General features: G+C 67.9%; 23 protein-coding genes. 14 read left to right on the top strand and 9 right to left on the bottom strand.

Annotated elements, in window-relative coordinates; all coding sequences use genetic code 11:
* Nucleotides 1-9: 9 nt before the first annotated feature.
* The 12 genes from AC07O3_RS07375 to AC07O3_RS07320 all read left to right on the top strand — a co-directional run bounded on the left by AC07O3_RS07375 (nt 10) and on the right by AC07O3_RS07320 (nt 11,315).
* Complete coding sequence (locus AC07O3_RS07375; RefSeq protein WP_093055128.1) at nt 10-1,011, top strand: tripartite tricarboxylate transporter substrate-binding protein; 1,002 nt, start codon at nt 10-12, stop codon at nt 1,009-1,011.
* 124 nt (nt 1,012-1,135) lie between these two features.
* Nucleotides 1,136-1,609 carry a helix-turn-helix domain-containing protein gene (locus AC07O3_RS07370; RefSeq protein ID WP_495338953.1) on the top strand — a complete coding sequence of 158 codons (474 nt, stop codon included), beginning with the start codon at nt 1,136-1,138 and terminating at the stop codon, nt 1,607-1,609.
* The gene (locus tag AC07O3_RS07365; RefSeq protein WP_495339011.1) at nt 1,603-2,931 is read left to right on the top strand and encodes a type II toxin-antitoxin system HipA family toxin; all 1,329 of its coding nucleotides are present in this window, start codon (nt 1,603-1,605) and stop codon (nt 2,929-2,931) included. Before AC07O3_RS07370 ends, AC07O3_RS07365 begins: the two co-directional genes overlap by 7 nt.
* A 90-nt stretch (nt 2,932-3,021) precedes the next feature.
* Nucleotides 3,022-3,747 carry a glycine zipper 2TM domain-containing protein gene (locus AC07O3_RS07360; protein ID WP_093174513.1) on the top strand — a complete coding sequence of 242 codons (726 nt, stop codon included), beginning with the start codon at nt 3,022-3,024 and terminating at the stop codon, nt 3,745-3,747.
* A 140-nt stretch (nt 3,748-3,887) separates the two neighbouring features.
* Nucleotides 3,888-4,802, top strand: coding sequence for a dihydrodipicolinate synthase family protein (locus tag AC07O3_RS07355; RefSeq protein WP_426390895.1), 915 nt, complete (start codon nt 3,888-3,890; stop codon nt 4,800-4,802).
* A 48-nt stretch (nt 4,803-4,850) separates the two neighbouring features.
* Nucleotides 4,851-5,984: a branched-chain amino acid ABC transporter substrate-binding protein gene (locus tag AC07O3_RS07350; protein ID WP_093055138.1), complete on the top strand. Its 1,134-nt coding sequence runs from the start codon at nt 4,851-4,853 to the stop codon at nt 5,982-5,984.
* A gap of 18 nt (nt 5,985-6,002) precedes the next feature.
* On the top strand, nt 6,003-6,938 hold the full coding sequence (locus tag AC07O3_RS07345; protein WP_495338952.1) for a 4-hydroxyproline epimerase: 936 nt from the start codon (nt 6,003-6,005) through the stop codon (nt 6,936-6,938).
* Nucleotides 6,939-6,949: 11 nt separating this feature from the next.
* The gene (locus AC07O3_RS07340) at nt 6,950-8,053 is read left to right on the top strand and encodes an NAD(P)/FAD-dependent oxidoreductase (protein WP_495338951.1); all 1,104 of its coding nucleotides are present in this window, start codon (nt 6,950-6,952) and stop codon (nt 8,051-8,053) included.
* A complete protein-coding gene (locus tag AC07O3_RS07335) occupies nt 8,050-8,298 on the top strand; it encodes a (2Fe-2S)-binding protein (protein ID WP_093076336.1) in 249 nt (82 codons plus the stop codon). Before AC07O3_RS07340 ends, AC07O3_RS07335 begins: the two co-directional genes overlap by 4 nt.
* Nucleotides 8,295-9,587, top strand: coding sequence for an FAD-dependent oxidoreductase (locus tag AC07O3_RS07330; protein ID WP_495338950.1), 1,293 nt, complete (start codon nt 8,295-8,297; stop codon nt 9,585-9,587). Before AC07O3_RS07335 ends, AC07O3_RS07330 begins: the two co-directional genes overlap by 4 nt.
* Before the next feature lie 29 nt (nt 9,588-9,616).
* The gene (locus AC07O3_RS07325; RefSeq protein WP_093076333.1) at nt 9,617-10,303 is read left to right on the top strand and encodes a GntR family transcriptional regulator; all 687 of its coding nucleotides are present in this window, start codon (nt 9,617-9,619) and stop codon (nt 10,301-10,303) included.
* A gap of 82 nt (nt 10,304-10,385) precedes the next feature.
* Nucleotides 10,386-11,315, top strand: a complete 930-nt coding sequence (locus tag AC07O3_RS07320) for a fatty acid desaturase family protein (RefSeq protein ID WP_495338949.1) — start codon at nt 10,386-10,388, stop codon at nt 11,313-11,315.
* Here the strand turns inward: AC07O3_RS07320 and AC07O3_RS07315 are convergent.
* Nucleotides 11,312-12,199, bottom strand: coding sequence for an EamA family transporter (locus tag AC07O3_RS07315; protein WP_495338948.1), 888 nt, complete (start codon nt 12,197-12,199; stop codon nt 11,312-11,314). The two genes, AC07O3_RS07320 and AC07O3_RS07315, sit on opposite strands and share 4 nt — an antisense overlap.
* Nucleotides 12,200-12,280: 81 nt before the next feature.
* Here AC07O3_RS07315 and AC07O3_RS07310 point away from each other — a divergent pair, with 81 nt between their 5' ends.
* Nucleotides 12,281-13,168: a LysR family transcriptional regulator gene (locus AC07O3_RS07310; RefSeq protein ID WP_440533018.1), complete on the top strand. Its 888-nt coding sequence runs from the start codon at nt 12,281-12,283 to the stop codon at nt 13,166-13,168.
* On the opposite strand, the gene AC07O3_RS07305 is transcribed toward AC07O3_RS07310, so the two are convergent.
* From AC07O3_RS07305 to AC07O3_RS07290, 4 genes are all read right to left on the bottom strand, one after another.
* Nucleotides 13,105-14,319, bottom strand: coding sequence for an acyltransferase family protein (locus tag AC07O3_RS07305; protein WP_495338947.1), 1,215 nt, complete (start codon nt 14,317-14,319; stop codon nt 13,105-13,107). The two genes, AC07O3_RS07310 and AC07O3_RS07305, sit on opposite strands and share 64 nt — an antisense overlap.
* A gap of 33 nt (nt 14,320-14,352) precedes the next feature.
* Nucleotides 14,353-15,387 carry a MerR family transcriptional regulator gene (locus AC07O3_RS07300; RefSeq protein ID WP_495338946.1) on the bottom strand — a complete coding sequence of 345 codons (1,035 nt, stop codon included), beginning with the start codon at nt 15,385-15,387 and terminating at the stop codon, nt 14,353-14,355.
* Nucleotides 15,388-15,406: 19 nt separating this feature from the next.
* Nucleotides 15,407-15,727, bottom strand: a complete 321-nt coding sequence (locus tag AC07O3_RS07295) for a hypothetical protein (protein WP_093055160.1) — start codon at nt 15,725-15,727, stop codon at nt 15,407-15,409.
* An 86-nt stretch (nt 15,728-15,813) separates the two neighbouring features.
* Entirely contained in the window at nt 15,814-15,984 is a 171-nt protein-coding gene (locus tag AC07O3_RS07290; RefSeq protein ID WP_176928792.1) for a hypothetical protein, read from the bottom strand.
* A gap of 58 nt (nt 15,985-16,042) precedes the next feature.
* Between AC07O3_RS07290 and AC07O3_RS07285 the strand changes: the two genes are divergently transcribed.
* Nucleotides 16,043-17,512 carry an MATE family efflux transporter gene (locus AC07O3_RS07285; RefSeq protein WP_495338945.1) on the top strand — a complete coding sequence of 490 codons (1,470 nt, stop codon included), beginning with the start codon at nt 16,043-16,045 and terminating at the stop codon, nt 17,510-17,512.
* On the opposite strand, the gene dbpA is transcribed toward AC07O3_RS07285, so the two are convergent.
* From dbpA to AC07O3_RS07265, 4 genes are all read right to left on the bottom strand, one after another.
* Nucleotides 17,478-18,929, bottom strand: a complete 1,452-nt coding sequence (gene dbpA, locus AC07O3_RS07280; protein WP_093076324.1) for an ATP-dependent RNA helicase DbpA — start codon at nt 18,927-18,929, stop codon at nt 17,478-17,480. The genes AC07O3_RS07285 and dbpA overlap by 35 nt on opposite strands.
* An 87-nt stretch (nt 18,930-19,016) precedes the next feature.
* Nucleotides 19,017-19,289: a translation initiation factor IF-1 gene (infA, locus tag AC07O3_RS07275; protein WP_015867950.1), complete on the bottom strand. Its 273-nt coding sequence runs from the start codon at nt 19,287-19,289 to the stop codon at nt 19,017-19,019.
* Nucleotides 19,290-19,347: 58 nt separating this feature from the next.
* Nucleotides 19,348-19,608, bottom strand: a complete 261-nt coding sequence (locus AC07O3_RS07270; protein WP_093055166.1) for a hypothetical protein — start codon at nt 19,606-19,608, stop codon at nt 19,348-19,350.
* 391 nt (nt 19,609-19,999) lie between these two features.
* Nucleotides 20,000-21,250: an MFS transporter gene (locus AC07O3_RS07265; protein WP_495338944.1), complete on the bottom strand. Its 1,251-nt coding sequence runs from the start codon at nt 21,248-21,250 to the stop codon at nt 20,000-20,002.
* Nucleotides 21,251-21,294: the final 44 nt, after the last annotated feature.

Genomic DNA, 21,294 nt, shown 5'->3' with positions numbered 1-21,294 from the left:
CTGTCGACGATGACGAAGAAAGAAGTGGCCACCCAGATGACCTCCACCCCGCTCACCCGACGTTCATTGACCGCGCTCGCAGCCGCGGCGGTGCTCTGTGCCGTTGCACCGGCGCATGCGCAGCAGCGCGTGATCCACATCGTCGTGCCCTTCGCCACCGGCGCGGTGCAGGACACGGTGGCGCGCGCCTTCAACAACGAGCTGGGCGCGGCGCTGAATGCCAGCGCCATCGTCGAGAACCGCGCGGGCGCGGGTGGCACCGTGGGCGCGGCCCTGGTGGCGCGTGCGCCGGCCGACGGCAACACGCTGATCCTGGCGGCCGCGAGCCACAACATCGCGGGCTTTCTCTACAACAAGCTGAGCTACGACCCGCTGAAGGATTTCGTCGGCGTGGCCAACGTCGGCAACGCGGGCTATGTTCTGGCGGTGGCGAGCGGCATGAATGTGTCGAGCACGGCCGACTTCATCAAGGAGGTCAAGGCCAACCCCGGCAAGTACAACTACGCCTCGGCGGGCAACGGCAGCGCTACGCACCTCGCGATGGCGTCGTTTCTCGCGAAGGCGGGGCTGCAGATGACGCACATCCCGACCAAGTCGACCGGCGAGGCCGTCAACGAGGTGCTCGCGGGCCGCGTGCAGGCGGTGATCTCGTCGAGCATCGGCGTGATTGGGTTCCAGGACGACGCGCGCATGAAACTGCTGGCTTCCACCGGCCAGTCGCGCAGCCCCTTCCTGCCGAAGCTGCCGACGGTGGCCGAGAGCGGATTGCCGGGTTACGCCTTCGATTCGTGGATCGGTCTGCTCGCGCCGGCCGCCACGCCCAAGGCGGAGGTCGAGCGCCTGAACGCCGCGGCCAACAAGGTGCTGGCCGACCCGGCGATCCAGGAACGCTTCAAGCGCTTGGGTGTGGAGCCGCGCAGCCAGAGTGCGGAGGAATTCCAGAAGCTGCTGCGTTCGGATTGGGATGCGATGGGGGTTGTGGTGAAGGCTTCGGGGGCGAAGATTGATTGAGGCGGTGATTGAATAACGGCCAGGCCTTGTTTCGGGGAAAAACAAGACAGGGCTTGTAACTTATAAAAATATCCCAAAGCCGATATTTTGACAAAATAAGCTATAGCCGATATTCTGGTCGGCGATGGACTATCCCCTTCGTTTCGTCGACCAGCTGCGGCCGCACCTCAAGGCACTGCGGAAGAAGCGCGGCCTGACGCAGGCGCAGGCAGGCGCGCTGGTCGGTGTCAGCCAGGCCCGGATCGCGGAGATCGAAGCGAATCCCGGGGCGGTCAGTTTCGAGCAACTGATGAAGTTGATGGCGGCGTTGGGGGCATCCTTTTCCCTGCAGGACGGGACGTCCCCAAGTCCCATCGCGGACGCCGCGCAGCAGCATTCCGGGGAGCGCGACTCGCTGCCGGACGATGCCGTGAACCTCCCGGAAGGATGGATCGCCAAGAGGATGAGCGATCAATCGGTGCTGGTCCGCCTGCCTTCCGGGCAATCGAGCGCTCCAGGCACATCGCTTCGTGCGCTTCAGGCGCTGAATCCCGGCAAGGACATCAAGCCGACGTCTCGCCGGAGCTTCGTCGTCCGGCCGAAGAAGGAGTCCTGGTGACGCAAGCGCTCGGCGCGTGGATGAACGGGGAGCCCGTTGGCACCTGGTCCGTCGACCACGGCGTCCACACCTTCCGGTACGACCCCCGATGGCTCGAATCGCCCCGGCGGCGCTCGCTGTCGTTGTCGATTCCGCTCACCGGCACGCTCGAAGTCCGCGGCGAGGTGGTCCGCAACTACTTCGACAATCTGCTGCCCGACAACGACAGGGTTCGCGCGCGCCTGCGCAATCGCTTCAAGCTCAAGGACGCCAAGACTTTCGACCTGCTCGAAGCCATCGGCCGCGACTGCGTCGGGGCCGTGCAATTGCTGCCCGAAGGCGCCGCGCCGGAACGCTGGAATGCCGTGAACTCCGAGCCCCTGGACGAAGAGCAGATCGCCGCGCTGCTGCAAGCCGTTCCGTCCGAAGACACCCCGGAAGGCATGCGCGACGAAGACCTGTTTCGCATTTCCCTTGCCGGTGCGCAGGAGAAGACCGCCCTGACTTTCTGGAACGGCGAATGGTGCCGGCCGCATGGCGCCACGCCCACCACGCACATCATCAAGCTGCCGCTGGGATTGATCGGCGGCTCCAAGCGCGTGGACGCCTCGGACTCGGTGCAGAACGAATGGCTGTGCGCACAGATCGTCGAGGCACTCGGCCTGCCAGTGGCACCGACGTCCATGGCCACTTTCGGCGGGCAGACGGTCCTGGTCGTGGAGCGGTTCGACCGCGAGTGGATGGACGGTGGCGCCTGGATCGCGCGCCTGCCGCAGGAAGACTTTTGCCAGGCCATGGGTCTGCCGTCCGACAGGAAGTACGAGCAGCACGGCGGCCCCGGCATGAGCAAGTGCCTGCAGCTTCTGCAAGGCAGCGGGAGCGTGGATGACGGCGCCCGGTTCCTGCTCGCGCAATTGGCCTTCTTTTTGCTCGCCGCCACCGATGTCCATGCCAAGAACTTCTCGATTCACCTCCTGCGCGGCGACGCCTACGAGATGACGCCGCTCTACGACATCATTTCGATGTGGCCGTACTTCGGCAACGGGCCCAATCAGTTCCAGCCGCGCAAGGCGGGTCTGGCCATGGCCATCCGATCCAAGAATGCGCACTATGTCTTTCACACCATCCAGGCTCGCCATTGGCATGGGTTGGCCATGAAGAACGGTGGCATCGACGTCTGGAACGCCATGCTGGACATGGCGGCGTCGGTGGATGACGCACTGAGCGAGGTCGAGGCCCTGTTGCCGTCGGATTTCCCTGCATGGACCTGGGAGTCCATCTCGCGGGGCATGCGAAGCGAGGCCGAGCGGTTCCTCTCAGGTGTGGCCGACATCGCTGTGTAGGACGCCGGTCAATTGACAACGCGCCGCCCGCGTTCATGCTTCCTGATGGGTTTCGGGGCATTCCGCTTCGGACCGTAAAAGGGGCTTTTCATGGATCCGACGTCGCCATTCAACCCGCCTCCGGGCCAGCCGGCGGGCAAGTCGCCCAAGGCGCTGTGGGCCGTGATCGGCGCATTGAGCGTGGCCGTGGTGGCGCTTGGCGGCGTGTTGCTTCACCGGCAGGAGCCGGTCGCGAGTGCGAGTGTTCCGCCGCCAGTCGTTGCCGCAGCATCACCCGCCGCACCGGACGATTTCAAGCCTGAAGCCATGCCGCCAGCGCCCGCAGTGCCGCCCACGGCGGCAGGCCCGGCGCCACAAGCGAGGGCGGCTGCGCCGATGCCCGCTCCCATGCCAGCCCCGGCTATCGAGCCCGGACCTGCGCCAGGCGTGATGAATGCACCACAGGTCGCTGCCGCGCCTCCCGCCCCGCCACCTTGCGCGGTCTGCGGCCATGTCGAATCGGTTCGCCCGGTTCAGAAGCGCATCCAGAACACCTCGGGCGTGGGGGCCGTGGCCGGCGGCGTGGTGGGTGGCCTCGTCGGCAACCAGTTCGGCCATGGCAATGGGCGCGTCGCGACCACGGTGCTCGGCGCGGTGGGCGGCGGCTTCGCGGGCAACGAGATCGAGAAGCACGTGCGCACGGTCACGGTCTACGAGGTGGGCGTGCGCATGGACAACGGCACGCTGCGCACCGTCGAGACGAAGACCGCGCCGCCCATCGGCAAGCCGGTGACGCTCAAGCGGGGCCTGCTGCGCCCCGCGGACGGCCGCAAGTAGCGCGACCTACCCGCTCCCGGATATCACAGAAAAACCGGGCGCGGAAGAGCGCATGCCCGAAAGATATCTTGACCATATATCCTTAATATATTTAAAGTGCGACGCTTCCACACCACCGCACATCCACAAGGAGCGATCAAGTGAGCAATCCTCGCTGGCAAGGCATCTTCCCCGCCGTCACCACCAAGTTCCACGCCGACGAGAGCATCGATGCCGAGGGCACGGCCCGGCACATCGACTTCCAGATCCGCAACGGCATCCACGGCCTCGTCACCTGCGGCTCGCTTGGCGAAGCCAGCACGCTGACGCTGGAAGAAAAGCTGCAGGTCGCGAAGATCGCGCTCGAAGCCGCCGACGGCCGCATTCCCGTGCTGGCCAATGTGTCCGAGACCAGCACGCGCGAAGCGCTGCGCTACGTGGACGGCGCCAACAAGCTCGGCGTGGCCGGCTTCATGGTGATGCCCTCGGTGATCTACGTGGCCGACGCGCGCGAGGCGATGCTCAACGTGCGCACCATCGCCAATGCAGCGCAAAAACCCATCATGGTCTACAACAACCCGGTGGCCTACCGCGTCGACCTCAAGCCCGAGCACATGGTCGAGCTGGCCGACTGCGAATGGATCGCGGCCATCAAGGAAAGCACCGACGACATCCGCCGCATCACCGACCTGCGCAACACCGTGGGCGACCGCTACCAGCTGTTCCTGGGCGTGGACGACCTCGCCTATGAGGGCCTGGCGCTCGGCTGCGACGGCCTGCTGGCCGGCGTGGGCTGTGCCTTCCCGCGCGAGACCGTGGCGCTGTACGACCTGATGAAGGCCGGCAAGTTTTCCGAAGCGCTCAAGCTCTACCAGTGGATGACGCCGATGCTGCATCTCGACGTGTCGACCAAGCTGGTGCAGAACCTCAAGCTCATCGACGTGCTGGTGGGCGTGGGCAGCGAGCACATGCGCCGTCCGCGCCTGCCGCTCATCGGCGAGGAGCGCGCCTTCATCGAAGCGATCGTCAAGAAGGCGCTCGCGACGCGGCCCACTCAGTACCAGTCGGTCATGTAATCGCACACAACGAACGTCCTTTTCATCGTCCCCAACCTAGGAAGAAGCATGAAGACAAAAGCAGGCATGGTTCCGTTTCTAAGCCTCGTGGCCCTCGCCCTTGCAGGCCAGGCGTACGCACAGGAGCAGGTGGTCAAGATCGGTCACAGCGGTCCGCTGTCGGGCCCCAATGCCTTCGCGGGCAAGGACAATGAAAACGGCGTGCGCCTCGCCGTCGAGGAGCTCAACGCGAAGAAGCTTGTCGTCGGCGGCAAGACGCTGAAGTTCGAGATGGTCTCCGAAGACGACCAGTGCGACGCCAAGACCGGCGTGAGCGTCGCGCAGAAGTTCGTGGACGACGGCGTCAAGTACGTCATGGGCCCGTACTGCTCGGGCGTGGCCATCCCGGCTTCGCGCATCTACAGCGAAGGCGGCACCATGGTCTCGACCGTGGGCACCAACCCGAAGGTGACGCAGGGCGGCTACAAGAACCTCTACCGCATCATCGCGAGCGACAACCAGATCGGCTCCAGCATGGCCGTGTATGCGGCCAAGGTGCTGAAGGTGACCAAGGTCGGCGTGATCGACGATCGCACCGCCTTCGGCCAGGGCCTCGCCGAGGAGTTCACCAAGGAAGCGAAGAAGCAGGGCCTGACCGTGGTCGGCCAGGAGTTCACCACCGACAAGGCCGTGGACTTCACCGCCATCCTGACCAACATGAAGGCCAAGGCGCCAGAGGCCATCTTCTTCGGCGGCTATGCACCGCAGGCCGCGCCCATGGCGCGCCAGATGAAGCAGCTGGCCGTGCCCGGCAAGCTGCTGGGCGGCGACACCGTGTGCAGCCCCGCCACCGGCAAGCTCGGCGGCGATGCGGTCAACGACCTGGTGTTCTGTGCGCAAGGCGGCTCCATTCTCGAGAAGGCGCAGAGCGGCCCGGCGTTCAAGGAAAAGTTCAAGAAGCGCTTCAACGCCGACCCTGATGCCTACGCTGCTTCGTACTACGACCAGGTGCTGTTCATCGGCGAGTCGATGAAGAAGGCCAACTCCATCGACCCAGACAAGGTGGGCGCGGAGCTCTACAAGGCAACGTACAAGGGCGTGGCCGCAACCTATGCCTACGACGACAAGGGCAACATGAAGCAGGCGCCCATCACCGTGTTCACGTTCAAGAACGCGGCCCCGGTGCCCATCGCCAGCTACTGAACGAACGGACGACGCCACATGCAACGCATCCAGGTCATCGACTCGCACACGGGCGGCGAGCCCACGCGCCTTGTGATCGGCGGCTTCCCCGATCTGGGCGGCGGCAGCATGGCCGAGCGCCGTGCGCTGCTGGCCGACCAGCACGACAAATGGCGCGCGGCCGCCGTGCTGGAGCCGCGCGGCAGCGACGTGGTGGTGGGCGCGCTGCTGTGCGAGCCGGTGTCGCCGGATGCGGCTGCCGGCGTGGTCTTCTTCAACAACGCCGGCTACCTCGGCATGTGTGGCCACGGCACCATCGGGCTGGTCGCAAGCCTTGCGCACATGGGGCGCATCGGCGTGGGCGAGCACCGCATCGAAACGCCTGTGGGCACCGTCACGACCACGCTGCACGAAGACGGCTCGGTGAGCGTGCGCAACGTGCCCGCGTACCGGCATCTGCACCAGGTGGCGGTCGAGCTGCCGGGCCATGGCACCGTGCGCGGGGATGTGGCCTGGGGCGGCAACTGGTTCTTCCTGGTGAGCGAACACGGCCAGCGCGTGGCGAGCGACAACCTCGTGGCGCTGACCGACTACACCGCGGCATTGCGCAAGGCACTCTCGGCCCAGGGCATTACGGGCGCGGATGGCGCGGAGATCGACCACATCGAACTCTTCGCCACGGACGACGAAGGCGCCGACAGCCGCAACTTCGTGCTGTGCCCCGGCAACGCCTACGACCGCTCACCCTGCGGCACCGGCACCAGCGCCAAGATCGCCTGCCTCGCGGCCGACGGCAAGCTTGCGCCCGGCGAGGTGTGGAAGCAGGCCAGCGTGATCGGCAGCGTCTTCGAGGCCAGCTACGCGATGGACGGCGACAAGGTCATTCCCACGCTGCGTGGCCGCGCGCACATCAGCGCGGAAGCCACGCTGCTGATAGACGACGAAGACCCGTTCGGCTGGGGCATCCGGCTCTGACGCCGCGCGGCATGGACGCGGATGTCATCGTCATCGGCGCCGGCATCGTCGGCGCGGCTTGCGCGCAAGCGCTTGCACAGGCGGGCCGCCGCGTGCTGGTGCTCGATGCGCGCATCGGCGGCGCCACCGGCGCGGGCATGGGTCACCTCGTGGTGATGGACGACAACGCGGCCGAACTCGAACTGAGCCGCCATTCGGTCGCGCAATGGCGCGAGCTTGCGCCGCGCATGAGCGAAGACTGCGCGTACAGCGCCTGCGGCACGCTGTGGATTGCCGCCAACGACGAAGAGATGGCCGAGGCCGAACGCAAGCAGCAGCGGCTGCGCGCGCACGGCATCGACAGCCGGCTGCTCGATGCGCGCGAACTGGCGAGCGCCGAGCCCGCCTTGCGCAAGGGCCTGTCGGGCGCGCTCGAAGTGTCGGGCGACGGCATCCTCTATGCGCCGAATGCGGCGCGCTGGCTGCTCGCACAGGCCGCTGATTTGGTCCGTGTGGAGCACGCGAAGGTCGATGCCGTCGAAGACGACGGCGCACTGCGTCTCGCGGACGGCAGCCGCCGCACCGCGCCGCAGATCGTGCTGGCCAACGGCATCCAGGCGACGACGCTGTGCCCCGAACTCCCGATACGCCCGAAGAAAGGCCACCTGCTGATCACCGACCGCTATCCGGGCACGGTGCATCACCAACTGGTCGAGCTCGGCTACGTGACCAGCGCGCACCACAGCGACGGTGACTCGGTCGCCTTCAACGTGCAGCCGCGCCCCACGGGGCAGCTGTTGGTCGGCTCGTCGCGCCAGTTCGACACGACCGATCTGACGGTCGAGGCGCCGATGCTGGCGCGCATGCTCCAGCGCACGCTGGACTACCTGCCGGGGCTCGCGAATCTCAACGCCGTGCGTTCGTGGACCGGTATGCGCGCGGCGTCGCCCGATGGGTTGCCTTTGCTTGGTAAGCACCCGTGGCGCGAGAAGCTCTGGCTTGCCGTTGGGCACGAAGGCCTGGGCGTAACCACGGCGCCGGGCAGCGCGCATCTGCTTGCTGCGCTGATGACCGGCGCGACTCCTGATTTCGATGCGACGCCATACGCGCCGCGCGGACTGCGGGAGATCGCATGAGCGCCCACACCCTGTTGAACATCGACGGCCACCTGGTCCGCGTGAAGGCGGGCAGCTCGGTCGCCGCCGCGTTGCGCGTGGCTGGTGGCATGGGCGTTGCGCGCACGTCGGTCACGGGCCAGCAACGCGCGCCGTTCTGCGGCATGGGCGTGTGCCAGGAGTGCCGCGTGCTGGTCGATGGCCGGCGCAGGCTCGCATGCCAGACGGTCTGCGCCGAGGGCATGCGCGTGGAGACCGCGGAATGAACATGGAACATTGCGATGTGCTGATCGTCGGCGCAGGCCCGGCCGGCATGGCTGCTGCAGTGGCTGCTGCGCCGAGCGGTGCATCGATCGTCGTCATCGACGACAACCCCGCGCCCGGCGGACAGATCTGGCGCGATGGCCCCGGCGCAGCCTTGCCACCAGCGGCGCGCAAGTGGCGCGATGCGCTCGAGCGTCACGCCAACATCCGCGTGCGCAGCGGCACCCGCGTCGCTGCCGCACCTTCGCCCAACGAGCTACTGCTCGAAGACGCGGAGCGCGCCACGCGCATGCAATGGCGCAAGCTCGTCCTCTGCACCGGCGCGCGCGAGCTGCTGCTGCCCTTCCCCGGATGGACGCTGCCCGGCGTGACCGGCGCGGGCGGCCTGCAGGCGCTCATCAAGGCCGGCATGCCGGTCGAGGGCGAGCGCATCGTCATCGCGGGCAGCGGCCCCTTGCTGCTTGCCGCCGCCGCAACAGCACGTGCTGCGGGTGCGAAAGTGCTGCGCATCGCCGAACAGGCTTCATTCGCTTCGGTCGCGCGCTTCGGCGCCAGCCTCGCGCGCTGGCCGGGCAAGGCCGCGCAGGCAGTGACGCTCGCCGATCCGCAGTACCGCACTTCGTCGCGCATCGTCTCGGCGCAGGGTGCGACGCAGGTCGAGTCGGTTCGCCTTCGGCAAGGCGGCGGCAGCGAAGTCGAGACCGCCTGCGAGCGCATCGCCTGCGGCTTCGGCCTCACGCCCAACACGCAGCTGGGGCAACTGCTCGGCTGTGCCCTCACGCCCGCGGGCCCAGGTGCGCAGGCCCTGGCGGTCGATGCCTTGCAGGCCACCAGCGTCGCTGGCGTCTATGCAGCGGGCGAGTGCACCGGCTTCGGCGGCAGCGAACGCGCGCTGGCACAGGGCACCATCGCCGGCCATGCCGCCGTCGGCAACGAGCGCGCTGCAAAGACGCACGAGGGCGAACGCGCCCGCTGGAACGCCTTCGCCGCCCAGCTGCACCGCAGCTTCGCGCTGGCCGCCGACATCAAGGCCATGCCGCAACCCGACACGCTCGTGTGCCGCTGCGAAGACGTGCCCTTCTCCGCGCTGGCAGGCTGCAGCGGCTGGACAGACGCCAAGCTGCACCGCCGTTGCGGCATGGGCGCCTGCCAGGGCCGCGTTTGCGGCGATGCCGCGCAATTCCTCTTCGGATGGACTCCGCCCGTGCCGCGCCCGCCGCTGTCGCCGGTCCGCATAGCGACACTCGCGGGTCTCGTGGGTCTGGCGAACGACGGCGACGCCCGACAATGACGCCGCCGCATCCGCGGAAAAAGAAAACCATGGCCGCCCCGAAGAAGACTGCTCCAAAGAAGACAAGCTTGCGCCCACCGCCCAAGCGCCGCGCCGCCGACATGGCCTACGACGCCATCGAGACGCTGCTGTCGACCATGCTGCTGAAGCCCGGCAGCCAGATCGTCGAGGCCGAACTCGCCGAGCGCACGGGGCTGGGCCGCACGCCGGTGCGCGAGGCGCTGATGCGCATGGTGTCCATCGGCCTCATCGTGCAGCAGCCGCGCCGCGGACTGCTGGTGTCGGCCATCGACCTGGCCGACCATCTCGACGTGATCCAGACCCGACGCGTGCTCGAACTGCTGATTGCCGCCTGCTCCGCGCGCCGGGCCACCGCGCAGCAGCGCAAGGAAATCGTTCATTGCGCCGAGATGATGGTCGAGGCCGCGGGCCGCGGCGACCTGAACGACTACATGCAGGCCGACCGCGCGCTGGACCTCGTCAACCACCAGGCGAGCCACAACGATTCCGCGGTGAAGGCGGTGGTGCCGTTGATCGTGCAGTGCCGGCGCTTCTGGTACGCGTACCAGCATGAAGGCGAGATCGTCGAGGGCGCGAATGCGCACCTCGAACTGGCGCAGGGCATCGCGACAGGCGATGAGGCCGCGGCCATCGCGGGCGCCAACCGGTTGATGGACTATCTCGAAGTCTTCGCCCGCAAGATCATCGACAAGTAGCGGCGAGTAGGCCGAAGGGCCTCGCCCGGCACCCGGGGAATTCCGTGTGTTCCACAGCGGCTCGCGGCGCCATACTGGCCTCATGGCCGCCGCTCCCCGTGCCCAACCCGAAGACTTCTTCACCACCGACGAGTGGCAGTCTCTCACCGCGCGCTCGTCGTGGAAGGGCCTGTGGCTGGTGCTGCACTGCTGGGGCGTGATTGGCGTCGCCGTGCTGGCGGGCATCGTGTGGCCGTGGACCATTCCGCTGGTGGTGCCCATCGTCGGCGCGCGGCAGCTGGGGCTCTTCATCCTCATGCACGACGCGGCGCATGCGGGGCTGCATCGCAATCGCAAGGTCAACGACTGGGTGGGCTACTGGCTGTGCTCGTCGACGCTGCGCGACTACCGGCCGTACCACCTGCAGCACCATCGCTTCGTGCAGCAGACCGAAGACCCCGACCTCGTGCTGTCGGCGCCCTTCCCGATCACTCGGGCCTCGATGTGGCGCAAGGTGGTGCGCGACCTGAGCGGGCAGACTTTCTACAAGCAGCGCTTCGGGCACATCGCCGAGGGCATGCGCAAGCGTGCGGCGGGCGAGTCGGCCTTGAAGGTGCTGGGCCGGGAGCTTGCGAAAGACCGCCGCTTTCTTATCGCCAACGGCCTCGGCTTCCTGGCCTTTGCCGTGGCCGGCTACTGGTGGGCATGGCTGCTGATGTGGCTGCTGCCGATGGCGACGTGGCTGCCGCTCGTGAGCCGCGTGCGCAACATCGCCGAACACGCGCTCGTCGCGCAGAACGAGGCCGATCCGCTGCGGCAGGCCCGCACCACGCACGCCGGCTGGCTCGAACGCATCCTGGTGGCGCCCTACTGGGTCAACTACCACTGCGAGCACCACATGTTCACCAGCCTGCCCTGCTGGGCCCTGCCGAAGGCGCATCGCCTGTTGCAGCGGCAGGGCGCGATCGTGCGCATGGAAGTGCAGCCCGGCTACCTGAGCCTGCTGAAGCGCGCCACGGCGCTTGCCGCCTAACGGGTGGCCGCAGCAGGCCGCACCAGCGGCTGCGCGCCGCGCTGCGCATGCTGGCTGAGCCAGATGCTCGCGATCACGATGCCGATGCCCGCCACCTGCCACGCCGAAAGGCTCTGCCCCAGCAGCGCCCAGCCGAGGATCACGGCCGTCACCGGGCTCAGGAAGGCCAGCGGCGCGATCGCTGATGGCTCAAGCTTGGCCACGCCGCGGAACCACACGATGTAAGTCAGCGCGGCGCCCACGAGGCCGAGCCAGCCGAAGCCGATCCAGTTCTGCACCGTGAGCGCGGGCAGTGGCGGCTCCAGCAGCAGCGCCACCGGCAACAGCAGCAGGCCGCCCGCGGTGAGCTGCCAGGCGGTGAAGGTCAGCGCCGACACCGGCGGCTGCCAGCGGCGGCTCAGCACTGTGCCGAAGGCCATCGACACGGCCGCGGCGACGGCTGCGGCAATGCCGATGGCGTCGAGCGCTGCATTCGGCGTGAGCACCAGCAGCGCGACCCCGCCGATGCCGACCACCGCCGCCGCCACCGACAGCGCACGCACCGGCGAGCCCAGGAAGACGCTCGCGAGAAACACCACGAGCAGCGGCTGCACCGAGGTGATCGTCGCCGCCACACCGCCCGGCAGCCGATACGCCGCGAGAAACAGCATGGCCCAGAGGATCGAGAAATTCAGCGCCCCGAGCACGAAGATGCGGCCCCACCAGGCGCGTTCGGGCAGCTTGCGCACGATCAGCAGCAACAGCAGGCCCGCGGGCAACGCGCGCAGCAAGGCAACCGTGAGCGGGTAGTTCGCCGGCAGCAGTTCGGTGGTGACGATGTAGGTGCTGCCCCAGACGGCGGGCGCGGTCGCGGTGAGGAGGATGTCGGTGGTGCGGCTGGTCATGCCTCGAATCTAGTGAGTTGACCCTTGGTTGTGAATGCTCGAATAATGAATTGATTCTTTACTGTCGGTCGTCAATCCAGCATGGACCATCTCACGGCTCTCAAGGTCTTTCGCACCACCGCCGCCACGGGCAGCTTCGCAGGCGCCGCGCGGCAAATGGGGCTCTCGGCCGCGGCCATCAGCAAGAACGTCGCGGAGCTGGAGGCGCATTTGAAGGTGCGACTCATCAACCGCACCACGCGGCAGATGAGCCTGACCGAAGCGGGCGCAGCCTACTTCGAGCGCCTGTCGCGCATCCTCGACGAACTCACCGAGGCCGATGCCGCGCTCGCGCCCATGGGCAGCAGCCCCGGCGGCGTGCTGCGCGTGAGCGCGCCGCTGACCTTTGCGCTCACCTCGCTGTCGCCAGCCATTCCCGAGTTCATGAAGCGCTACCCGAACCTGCGGCTCGAACTCAACCTGCAGGACAGCCGCTCGGACATCATCGGCGAGGGCTACGACCTCGCCATCCGCGGCAGCGACCGGCTGGAAGATTCGAGTCTCGTCGCGCGCAAGCTGATGACCATGACCCACGTGCTGTGCGGCGCGCCCGGCTACTTCGCCTCCGCCGGCCGGCCTGCGCAGCCCGAAGACCTGAAGGCCCACGAGTGCGTGCAGTTCACGCTTTCGGGCCACGCGAACAAGTGGACCTTCAGCCGCGCCGGCCGCAGCGTGGCGGTGCCCATCGACGGGCGCTACAAGGTCAGCTCCAGCATCGCCGTGCGCGACGCGCTGCTTGCGGGCTTCGGCCTGAGCCTGATCCCGCGCATCTATGTCGAGAGCGAGCTGGCTTCAGGCCGGCTGCAGGCTGTGCTCGAAGACTGGGAGGCCGACCGGACGCCCATCTATGCCGTCTACCCCTCGCGTCACTTGGCGGCCAAGACCCGCGCCTTCGTCGACTTCCTGGTCGAGCGCTTTTCCGCGCGCTGACCGTTCAGCAGCGAGCCGAGGCGGGTGTGGCGCACCAGCAGCTGGTAGCTGGCGAGCGCCACCAGCGACGTGGCCGCGATGTTCAGGCCCATCTTCGCAACCGCGCCGAGGGGCGCGTTGAACAGCAGGATGCCGAAGCCGATGGTGCCGAGCATGTGCACCAGGTACACCCAGTACGAGCTTTGCGACAGGTAGGCCAGCACGGCGTTCTGGCGTGGCAGGTAGCGCACGAAGCCGCCGATCAGGGCCAGGCTCCAGAGCCATGCGGTCGCGTTGTAGACGAAGGCGATCCAGAACTCGGGATGCGGCAGCGACTGGAGACGGTTGCCGCGGAATGCACCCAGCAACACCACCGTTGCCACCAGGAATGCGAGGCCGGCCACCGCGTGGCCCTTGCAGCGCGACGCGAACAGCGCCAGCAGCCGCTCCTGCTGGCCGTGCACGTACCAGCCGACCACGAAGAAGAGCCCGCTCTGCACCCATTCGGCCAGCGGCGGCAGGAACGAGCCGCTTTCCGTGACCATGCCGGACGGATAGAAAGTGCCAACGAGCGCCAGGGGCAACGCCAGCACAGCGAAGCCCCAGCGCCGTTCGGCCAACGTCACGAAGCTTCGGGCCAGCGCCGCGCGCAGCTGTATCGGCACGAAGCGCTGCAGCCGCACACCGGCCCAGGCCATCACGCTGAACCAGAACAGCTGGTACAGGAACCACAGGTGCATGGTGTTGAAAGGCGAGCCGCCAGGCTGCCGCGCGGGCGTCAGCGCGGGGTCGATGCCCGGCACGCCGCGCGCCGTCAGGTGGATGTAGACCATCGCCAGCACGGTGGTCGCCACGAACAGCGGCGGCCAGAAAATCGCGAAGGGCAGCGCCAGTCGCAGCGCGCGGTTTCGCAGCATGCCGCCGGCACCGCGCCGTGCAACCAGCAGCGCAACGAAGAAGCCGGCCAGCACGAAGAACACCGGCATGCGGAAGCTGTGGATGAAGAGCAGCAGCAGGTCGGCGACCGGCGATGTCTTCGGGTCGCGCCAAGGCAGCGGCGAATTGATCGTGAGGTGGTTGATCGCCACGTGCAGGACGATGCCGAGCCACATCATCAGGGCGCGGAGGTTGTCGAGCGCGTGGAGCCGTTGGGGCGTGGTTGGGTTGTTCATGCGGCCACTGTCGGGCCTCACGCAACGTCAGGGTCAAGCGCTGCCGGCGGGCGGCGGCGGATTTTTCTGCTGCAGCACGGCCATGGCGCGCATCAGGTACTCGCGCACTTCGGGCGTGGTCACGGCGGCGGCCTGCAGCACCGGCTCCGCGTTCATCGCCCGCATCAGGCGGGCTGCCAGGCCGGGGTCGTGGTTGGTGAAGGCGGCGAACAGGCGCGCCCATTCGCGCGCGATGGCCTGCACCGACTCGTCTTCAGGAGGGACGGCGCGCGCCCGCAGCACGGCGAGTTCGCCCGCCAGGCGCCGCCATTCGTCCTCGGGCGGGCGGCTCAGGTGCGCGAGATCGTCGGTGCTCAGGTGGCGCAGCAGCGCGGCCATGCGCATGCCGATGGCTTCGCCGATGTACTCCACCAGTTCGGCGGGAGGCCCGTCGTCGCTGCGAGCCACGGGCTCGCGCCGGTACATCTCGCCCCAGCGCGTGATGAGGTCGAAGCTGCCGTCCATCCACTGGCCCATCAGCGTCATCCAGCGGGCGGCCAGCGGCTGCACCTCGGGGGCGCTGGCCGGCACGCCGCGCGACATCAGCGCCGCCACCTCGGCCACCAGCGGCGGCCACCGGTCGGCCACGTCCTTCCAGTTGGCCATGAACGACCTGATCTCGGCGGGGCTGAAGTAGCGCCCGTAGGTGGTCATCTTCTCGAGCGTGTCCAGCCAGTCCTTCATGTCGGGCTGGGTGCCTTCGTCCAGGCGCTGCTGCAGCAGGCCGAGCCGTTCGCGCAAGGCCGTGGCCTGTGCGATCTGCTGGTCGAGCGATTCGATCTGCCGCGCGATGATGGTGGGCAGCGAGCTGCTCTCCGCGCCCAGCAGGGCGCCGATCTCCGCCAGCGGCAGGCCCAGCAGCCGCAGTGCTTGGATCGCGTGCAGGCGGGCGATGTCGGCCGCGTTGTAGAGCCGGTAGCCGGCCTCGGAGCGTGCCGAGGGCGCGAGCAGGCCGATGGCGTCGTAGTGGTGCAGCGTGCGCACCGTCAGGCCGGTGTGCCGGGCGAGCTCTCCGACCTTGAGCAGCATGGGTCGCTCCGGCAGGGGCTCAGTCCGCTTCGGGCGCCGGCTCGGGCCCTTGCCAGCCCAGCAGCTCGGCCAGCCGCTGCACGATCCAGCCCGCCTCGGCCGCCGATACGCCCGATTCAGGCGTGGCCAGCCCGGCGTGGATGCGCCGCAGGATCTCGCTTTCGACCGGCACCTCGGTGTGGTGCTGGATCTGCGCATGGCCCACGAGGTGGCTGGCGAGGTCTTCGCAGATCTCGTAGCGCTCGCGCACCACGCCGATCGGCTCGCTCAGGCGCTGGCGCGCGTCGGTGTACACCGCGAAGAACGAGGGCGGGATGAGGATCTGGTTGTCGTCGGACATTGCGATTTATAGCTGCCCCAATGACAAAACGCGCCCTGGGGCGCGTCTGTCGTGGCTCAGGTGGGAGCCAGGCGGGGGCTGATGGATCAGCCGCCCTTCTTGGCGCGCTTGCCAGGGTTCTTCTTGCTGCGCGTTGCGGTGCCGCGTTCCAGGCTGACCTTCTGGCCGCCACCGGAGCGAGGCGCCGTGTAGCCGGGCAGGGGCGTCGGCTTCGGGGTGGCAACGCGGTCGGCTTCGGTACGAATTTTCTTGGGCATGAAAAGCTCGGGTAAAAGTAATGTTCGAGCCGCAATTAGGCCACATCGAGAATTTCACATGCCAATAGCCGAAACAACCGGCGGTGTCGAGCGCGCGCGCTTCGTTTCGGGGTCGCTGCTGCGGCATGTCTGCGTGATGGCGGGCACCGGGGCCATCGGACTGATCGCGGTGTTCGCGGTCGACCTGATCAACCTGTTCTACATCTCGCTGCTCGGGGAGAAAGCGACGGCCGCGGCGGTCGGCTTCGCGGGCGTGGTGGGGTTCTTTCATGCGTCGCTGTGCATCGGGTTGACCATCGGCATCGCGGCGGTGGTGTCACGCACGGTGGGGGCGGGACGCACCGAGGACGCGCGGCGCATCGGCACCTCGAGCCTCGTGCTGATGACGGCGGTGTCGGTAGTGGTGGGCACGGGCACAGCCTTCTTCCTGCACCCAGCGCTGCAGGCGCTCGGCGCCGAGGGCGAGACGGCGCGGCTCGCGCAGCGATACCTCTCGGTGACGGTGCACACGCTGCCCCTGCTGGGCATCGGCATGGCGACTTCCGCGCTGCTGCGTTCGATCGGCGACGCACGCCGCGCGATGACAGTGACGCTCGCGGCCGCCTTCGTGACGGCGGTGCTCGACCCGATATTGATCTTCGGCTTCGGGCTGGGGCTCGACGGCGCGGCCATCAGCGCGGTGGTTTCGCGCATGGTGCTGGCGGCCATCGGGCTGCATGGCGTGATGGTGAAGCACCGCATGCTCGGGCGCTTCGATGCGCGGCAGTTGGCCGGCGATGCGCGCGCGCTCGGGACGGTGGCCGGGCCGGCTGTGCTGACCAATCTTGCGACGCCCGTGGGCGCAGCCTTTGTCACGCATGCGGTCGCGCAGTTCGGGCCGTCGGCAGTGGCGGGCGCGGCCACCGTCGACCGGCTGACGCCGGTGGCCTTCGGGCTGGTCTACGCGCTCAGCGGCGCGGTCGGGCCGATCCTTGCGCAGAACCTGGGCGCGGGGCAGTACCGCCGCGTGCAGGAGGGGCTGCGCGACAGCCTGCTGTTCATGGTGGCGTCGGTGGCCGTGGCGTGGCTGGTGCTGGCACTGGGCCAAGGCGTGCTGATTCGCGCGTTCTCGGCCGACGGGCTGGCGGCGGAGCTGATCTCGCTGTTCTGCAGCTGGCTGGCCACGAGCTTCTTCTTTGCGGGCGGGCTGTTCGTGGCGAATGCGTCGTTCAACAACCTCGGGCATCCGCTGTTGTCTACGGCGTTCAACTGGGGGCGCGCCACGCTGGGCACGATTCCATTTGCCTGGTGGGGCTCGCACTACGGCGCGGCCGGCGTGCTGATCGGGCAGGCCGTGGGCTCGTCGATCTTCGGGTTGCTGGCGGTGGTGGTGGCGTTCCGGCTGGCCGCGAAGCTGGCGCGGCAGGAGGCGCCTGATGCGGCGCCGGCTCCGGTGCTCGACGCACCGGTGGCGCCGACCTCGCCACTCGTCACGCCGCAATCAGCAGGGGCTGCTACAGGTCCTGCAGCGTCAGCAGCCGCACCTTGACCGACTTGCCCTTCACGCGGCCGCTGGACAGCTTGCGCGCCGCCTCTTCAGCAATGGCGCGGTCGACCGCCACGTAGGTCGAGAACTCGTTGACGTTGATCTTGCCGACCTGGTCCTTCGCGTAGCCGCAGTCGCCCGTGAGCGCGCCCAGCACGTCGCCGGCGCGGATCTTTTCCTTGCGCCCGCCCACGATCTGCAGCGTGGCCATCGGCGGCTGCAGCGGCGCGCCCTTGCCCGGCGTGAGCTCGGCCAGTTCGTGCCATTCGGACTCGCGGCCTTGCAGCTGCTCGATTTTTCCGACGCTGCCCATCTCGTTCATGCTGGCGAGGTTCAGCGCCAGGCCCTCGGCGTCACCCGACTGGCCCACGCGGCCGGTGCGGCCGATGCGGTGGATGTGGATTTCCGAATCGGGCGTCACGTCGACGTTGATTACCGCTTCGAGCTGCGCAATGTCGAGCCCGCGCGCCGCCACGTCGGTTGCCACCAGCACCGAGCAGCTGCGGTTGGAGAACTGCACCAGCACCTGGTCGCGCTCGCGCTGCTCCAGTTCGCCGAACAGCGCCAGCGCACTGAAGCCCTGGGCCTGCAGCACCTCGACGAGGTCGCGGCACTGCTGCTTGGTGTTGCAGAAGGCCAGCGTGCTCACGGGGCGGAAATGATCGAGCAGCAGGCTCACGGTGTGCAGCCGCTCGCTGTCCTTCACCTGGTACCAGCGCTGGCGGATCTTGCTGCCTTCATGCTGGGCCTGCACCGTGATCTGCTCGGGGTTCTTCATGAACTGCTGCGCGAGCTTGGCGATGCCTTCGGGATACGTGGCCGAGAACAGCAGCGTCTGGCGTTCCTTCGGGCACTGGCGCGCCACCTTCACGATGTCGTCGAAGAAGCCCATGTCCAGCATGCGGTCGGCTTCGTCGAGCACCAGCGTGTTGAGCGCCGAGAGGTCGAGGTTGCCGCGCTCCAGGTGGTCCATCAGGCGGCCTGGAGTGCCGACCACGATGTGGGCGCCGTGCTCCAGGCTGGCGATCTGCCCGCGCAGTGCGACGCCGCCGCAGAGCGTGACGACCTTGATGTTTTCCTCGGCGCGCGCGAGGCGGCGGATTTCGGTCGTGACCTGGTCGGCCAGCTCGCGCGTCGGGCACAGCACCATCGACTGCACCGCGAAGCGGCGGGGGTTCAGGTTGGAGAGCAGCGCCAGGGCGAAGGCGGCGGTCTTGCCGCTGCCGGTCTTGGCCTGGGCGATCAGGTCCTTGCCGAGCAGCGCCGGCGGCAGGCTAGCCGCCTGGATTGGCGTCATCTGCGTGTAGCCGAGCTGCGTGAGGTTGGCCAGCATCTGTGGCGAGAGCGCCAGCGCGGCGAAGCCGTTGTCGGCAGGGGCCTGGGCTTGCGGGCCGCCGGCTGTGGGATTGGGTGTGGTCATCGTTCAGCAGCCGGACAGACGCACGAATGACAAAGGCCTTGCCGGCGCCCGTCGCGGGGCGCCGCAAGGCCTTTCGTCAGTCGCGGATCAGCGGCGGGGTGCGTTGTTGTTGCCGGAGTTGGTCGGCGGCGGGCCGCGACGTTCCAGGTGACGGAAGGTGATACGGCCCTTGGTCAGGTCGTAGGGCGAGAGTTCGAGCGACACCTTGTCACCCGCCAGGATGCGGATGTGGTGCTTGCGCATCTTGCCGCCGCTGTAGGCGATCAGCTGATGGCCGTTGTCCAGCGTGACGCGGTAGCGCGAGTCGGGCAGGACTTCGGTCACTGCGCCGTTCATTTCGATCAGTTCTTCCTTGGGCATGTGTGGTTACCTCTGAATCGTTCGATGTGTGTTGGAGATGGAATTGGGCGTAATTGTTTCAGCCCGCGCACGGAAGCGCGAGAGGGGCATTGCGGGGAGCGCGTTCGCGCACCCAGCCGAGGCCCTGGTCGATGGCGTAGCCGACGGCGGCTGCGTGGCTGGCAAAGCGCGGCGTGAAGCGCATCACGCGGTCGTGCATGCCGCTGCCGTGGCCGGAGCGGATCGAGACGGAAGCGGCGTAATTGCCGTCGTCCTGATGTCGAATGAGCGGGGAAACAAGGTACTTGCCCACCGCGATACTGTGTTGAATGATGTCCATGAAGCCTTGGCACGCCGCGCGGATACAGAGCGCGAAGTGCCTGAAAAATAATTGAAAACGGGCGTGGGCCGGCCGGAATGGCGCGGCGGACGCGCTATTTCGCTTCAACAGGAACGAAGGCAGTGGTGGCAATCATGGGCGCCCGGTCTGGCGCTCCAACACACTGTGAAAGCCGGCTTGGGAGTGAGAGGCCTGAATAATCCAAGGACAGTGCAGGTCAGCCGGCGGTATTGACGAAATTCTTCGTCGTGGTATCGAAACGAACCCGACATTATAGCTTGCGGGGCATGACAATTGCCGGTCTTAAAAACAACGATCCCATGAAAAAGGCCCCGAAGGGCCGTGACTGGAGAGTTGTTTGCTATCAAAAGTATAGTTATTCAGCGCCCGATCAAGCCGTAGCAGCCGCTGCCAGCGCCGAACTGGCCGTCCGCGCCTTGTGCGCCGCGCGTAACAGCAGCATCAATCCCGCGAACTGGAAGGCCGCCCCCACCCAGCCCACCGCGCTGACGCCGACCAGCTCGATCGCCGCGCCGCCGGACACCGAGCCCGCCGCAATGCCGAGGTAGATCGCCGAGGCGTTGAGCGACAGCGTCATCGGTGCGCGCTCCGGTGCCAGCCGGATCAGCCGCACCGCCTGCGCCGGCCCGAAGCCCCAGCCCGCGAAGGCCCACAGCGCCGACAGCCCCACGATCAGCGGCAGCGCCAAGCCGCGCGGCAGCATCTGCGCCGAGAAAGACAGCCCGCCCAGGATCACCACCAGCATCAGCGCGAAGCCCTGCGCCGTGCGGTCGGCGCCGAGGCGGTCGGTGGCCCAGCCGCCGGCCGCGGTGCCGATGGCCGCCGCCACGCCGATGGCGAAGAACATCGCGCCCACGCCCTCGGTGCCGAAGCCCAGCGTGGCCGAGAGGAACGGCGCGATGTAGGTATAGAAGCTGAAGCCGCCAGTGGTCCACAGCATGGTGGTCAGCAGCGCCGGCAGCACGCCCGGTTCGCGGGCCACTGCGAAGGCCGGCGTGCCCTTCGTGGCGGTGACTGGCGTCTGCGCCAGTTGGCGCGGCAGTCCGAGCGCGAGACCCCAGGTGGCGAGCGCCGCCACCGCCGCGATCAGCAGGTAGGCCGTGCGCCAGCCGCCCCAGCCCGCGATCCACGCACCCAGCGGCACGCCGAGCGCGACTGCCACCGTACCTCCGCCGGTCACGATGGCCAGCGCCCGGCCGCGCAGCGCGGGCGACACCATCGCGGCCGCCACTGCGCTCGCGGTCGGCAGGAACACGCCGGCCACCAGCCCCAGCGCGACCCGCGCCAGCGCCAACTGCGCAAAGCCGTGCGCCATCGACGCCGCCAGCGTCAGCGCCGAGAAGGCCGCGAGGCTGGCAATCAGCAACGGCCGGCGCCCGAAGCGCGCCAGCAGCGCCGCCATCACCGGCGAGCCGATGGCGTAGCTCAGCGCGAACAGCAGCACCAGTTGCCCGGCCCGCGCGGCGCTGATCTGCAGGTCGGCCGCCAGCACCGGCAGCAGCCCCACGACCATGAAGCTTTCGGTGCCGAGGGCGAAGGCGCCCAGCGCAAGCCAGCCCAGGCTCAGCGGCAGGCGTTCGGTTGCCGGTTGCTGTTGCGATGTCGAGAGATCCGTGTTCATGAAGGACTCCGTGGCAAGTGTGTTCAAGGCCTCCAGAATAGGTT

Source organism: Variovorax sp. GW821-FHT09D05 (assembly GCF_059416325.1).
The sequence above is the reverse complement of the archived record's forward strand: the minus strand, read 5'-3'. Positions and strand labels throughout refer to the sequence as shown.

What these genes read in the sequence shown, in the direction of transcription:
- AC07O3_RS07270 (WP_093055166.1), bottom strand. Translation starts at nt 19,608, where the DNA reads ATGGACATCATTCAACACAGTATCGCGGTGGGCAAGTACCTTGTTTCC.
- AC07O3_RS07360 (WP_093174513.1), top strand. Translation starts at nt 3,022, where the DNA reads ATGGATCCGACGTCGCCATTCAACCCGCCTCCGGGCCAGCCGGCGGGC.
- AC07O3_RS07345 (WP_495338952.1), top strand. Translation starts at nt 6,003, where the DNA reads ATGCAACGCATCCAGGTCATCGACTCGCACACGGGCGGCGAGCCCACG.
- AC07O3_RS07325 (WP_093076333.1), top strand. Translation starts at nt 9,617, where the DNA reads ATGGCCGCCCCGAAGAAGACTGCTCCAAAGAAGACAAGCTTGCGCCCA.
- AC07O3_RS07315 (WP_495338948.1), bottom strand. Translation starts at nt 12,199, where the DNA reads ATGACCAGCCGCACCACCGACATCCTCCTCACCGCGACCGCGCCCGCC.
- dbpA (WP_093076324.1), bottom strand. Translation starts at nt 18,929, where the DNA reads ATGACCACACCCAATCCCACAGCCGGCGGCCCGCAAGCCCAGGCCCCT.
- AC07O3_RS07305 (WP_495338947.1), bottom strand. Translation starts at nt 14,319, where the DNA reads ATGAACAACCCAACCACGCCCCAACGGCTCCACGCGCTCGACAACCTC.
- AC07O3_RS07285 (WP_495338945.1), top strand. Translation starts at nt 16,043, where the DNA reads ATGCCAATAGCCGAAACAACCGGCGGTGTCGAGCGCGCGCGCTTCGTT.
- AC07O3_RS07290 (WP_176928792.1), bottom strand. Translation starts at nt 15,984, where the DNA reads ATGCCCAAGAAAATTCGTACCGAAGCCGACCGCGTTGCCACCCCGAAG.
- AC07O3_RS07330 (WP_495338950.1), top strand. Translation starts at nt 8,295, where the DNA reads ATGAACATGGAACATTGCGATGTGCTGATCGTCGGCGCAGGCCCGGCC.
- infA (WP_015867950.1), bottom strand. Translation starts at nt 19,289, where the DNA reads ATGCCCAAGGAAGAACTGATCGAAATGAACGGCGCAGTGACCGAAGTC.
- AC07O3_RS07350 (WP_093055138.1), top strand. Translation starts at nt 4,851, where the DNA reads ATGAAGACAAAAGCAGGCATGGTTCCGTTTCTAAGCCTCGTGGCCCTC.
- AC07O3_RS07370 (WP_495338953.1), top strand. Translation starts at nt 1,136, where the DNA reads ATGGACTATCCCCTTCGTTTCGTCGACCAGCTGCGGCCGCACCTCAAG.
- AC07O3_RS07320 (WP_495338949.1), top strand. Translation starts at nt 10,386, where the DNA reads ATGGCCGCCGCTCCCCGTGCCCAACCCGAAGACTTCTTCACCACCGAC.
- AC07O3_RS07375 (WP_093055128.1), top strand. Translation starts at nt 10, where the DNA reads ATGACGAAGAAAGAAGTGGCCACCCAGATGACCTCCACCCCGCTCACC.
- AC07O3_RS07295 (WP_093055160.1), bottom strand. Translation starts at nt 15,727, where the DNA reads ATGTCCGACGACAACCAGATCCTCATCCCGCCCTCGTTCTTCGCGGTG.
- AC07O3_RS07300 (WP_495338946.1), bottom strand. Translation starts at nt 15,387, where the DNA reads ATGCTGCTCAAGGTCGGAGAGCTCGCCCGGCACACCGGCCTGACGGTG.
- AC07O3_RS07340 (WP_495338951.1), top strand. Translation starts at nt 6,950, where the DNA reads ATGGACGCGGATGTCATCGTCATCGGCGCCGGCATCGTCGGCGCGGCT.
- AC07O3_RS07310 (WP_440533018.1), top strand. Translation starts at nt 12,281, where the DNA reads ATGGACCATCTCACGGCTCTCAAGGTCTTTCGCACCACCGCCGCCACG.
- AC07O3_RS07335 (WP_093076336.1), top strand. Translation starts at nt 8,050, where the DNA reads ATGAGCGCCCACACCCTGTTGAACATCGACGGCCACCTGGTCCGCGTG.
- AC07O3_RS07265 (WP_495338944.1), bottom strand. Translation starts at nt 21,250, where the DNA reads ATGAACACGGATCTCTCGACATCGCAACAGCAACCGGCAACCGAACGC.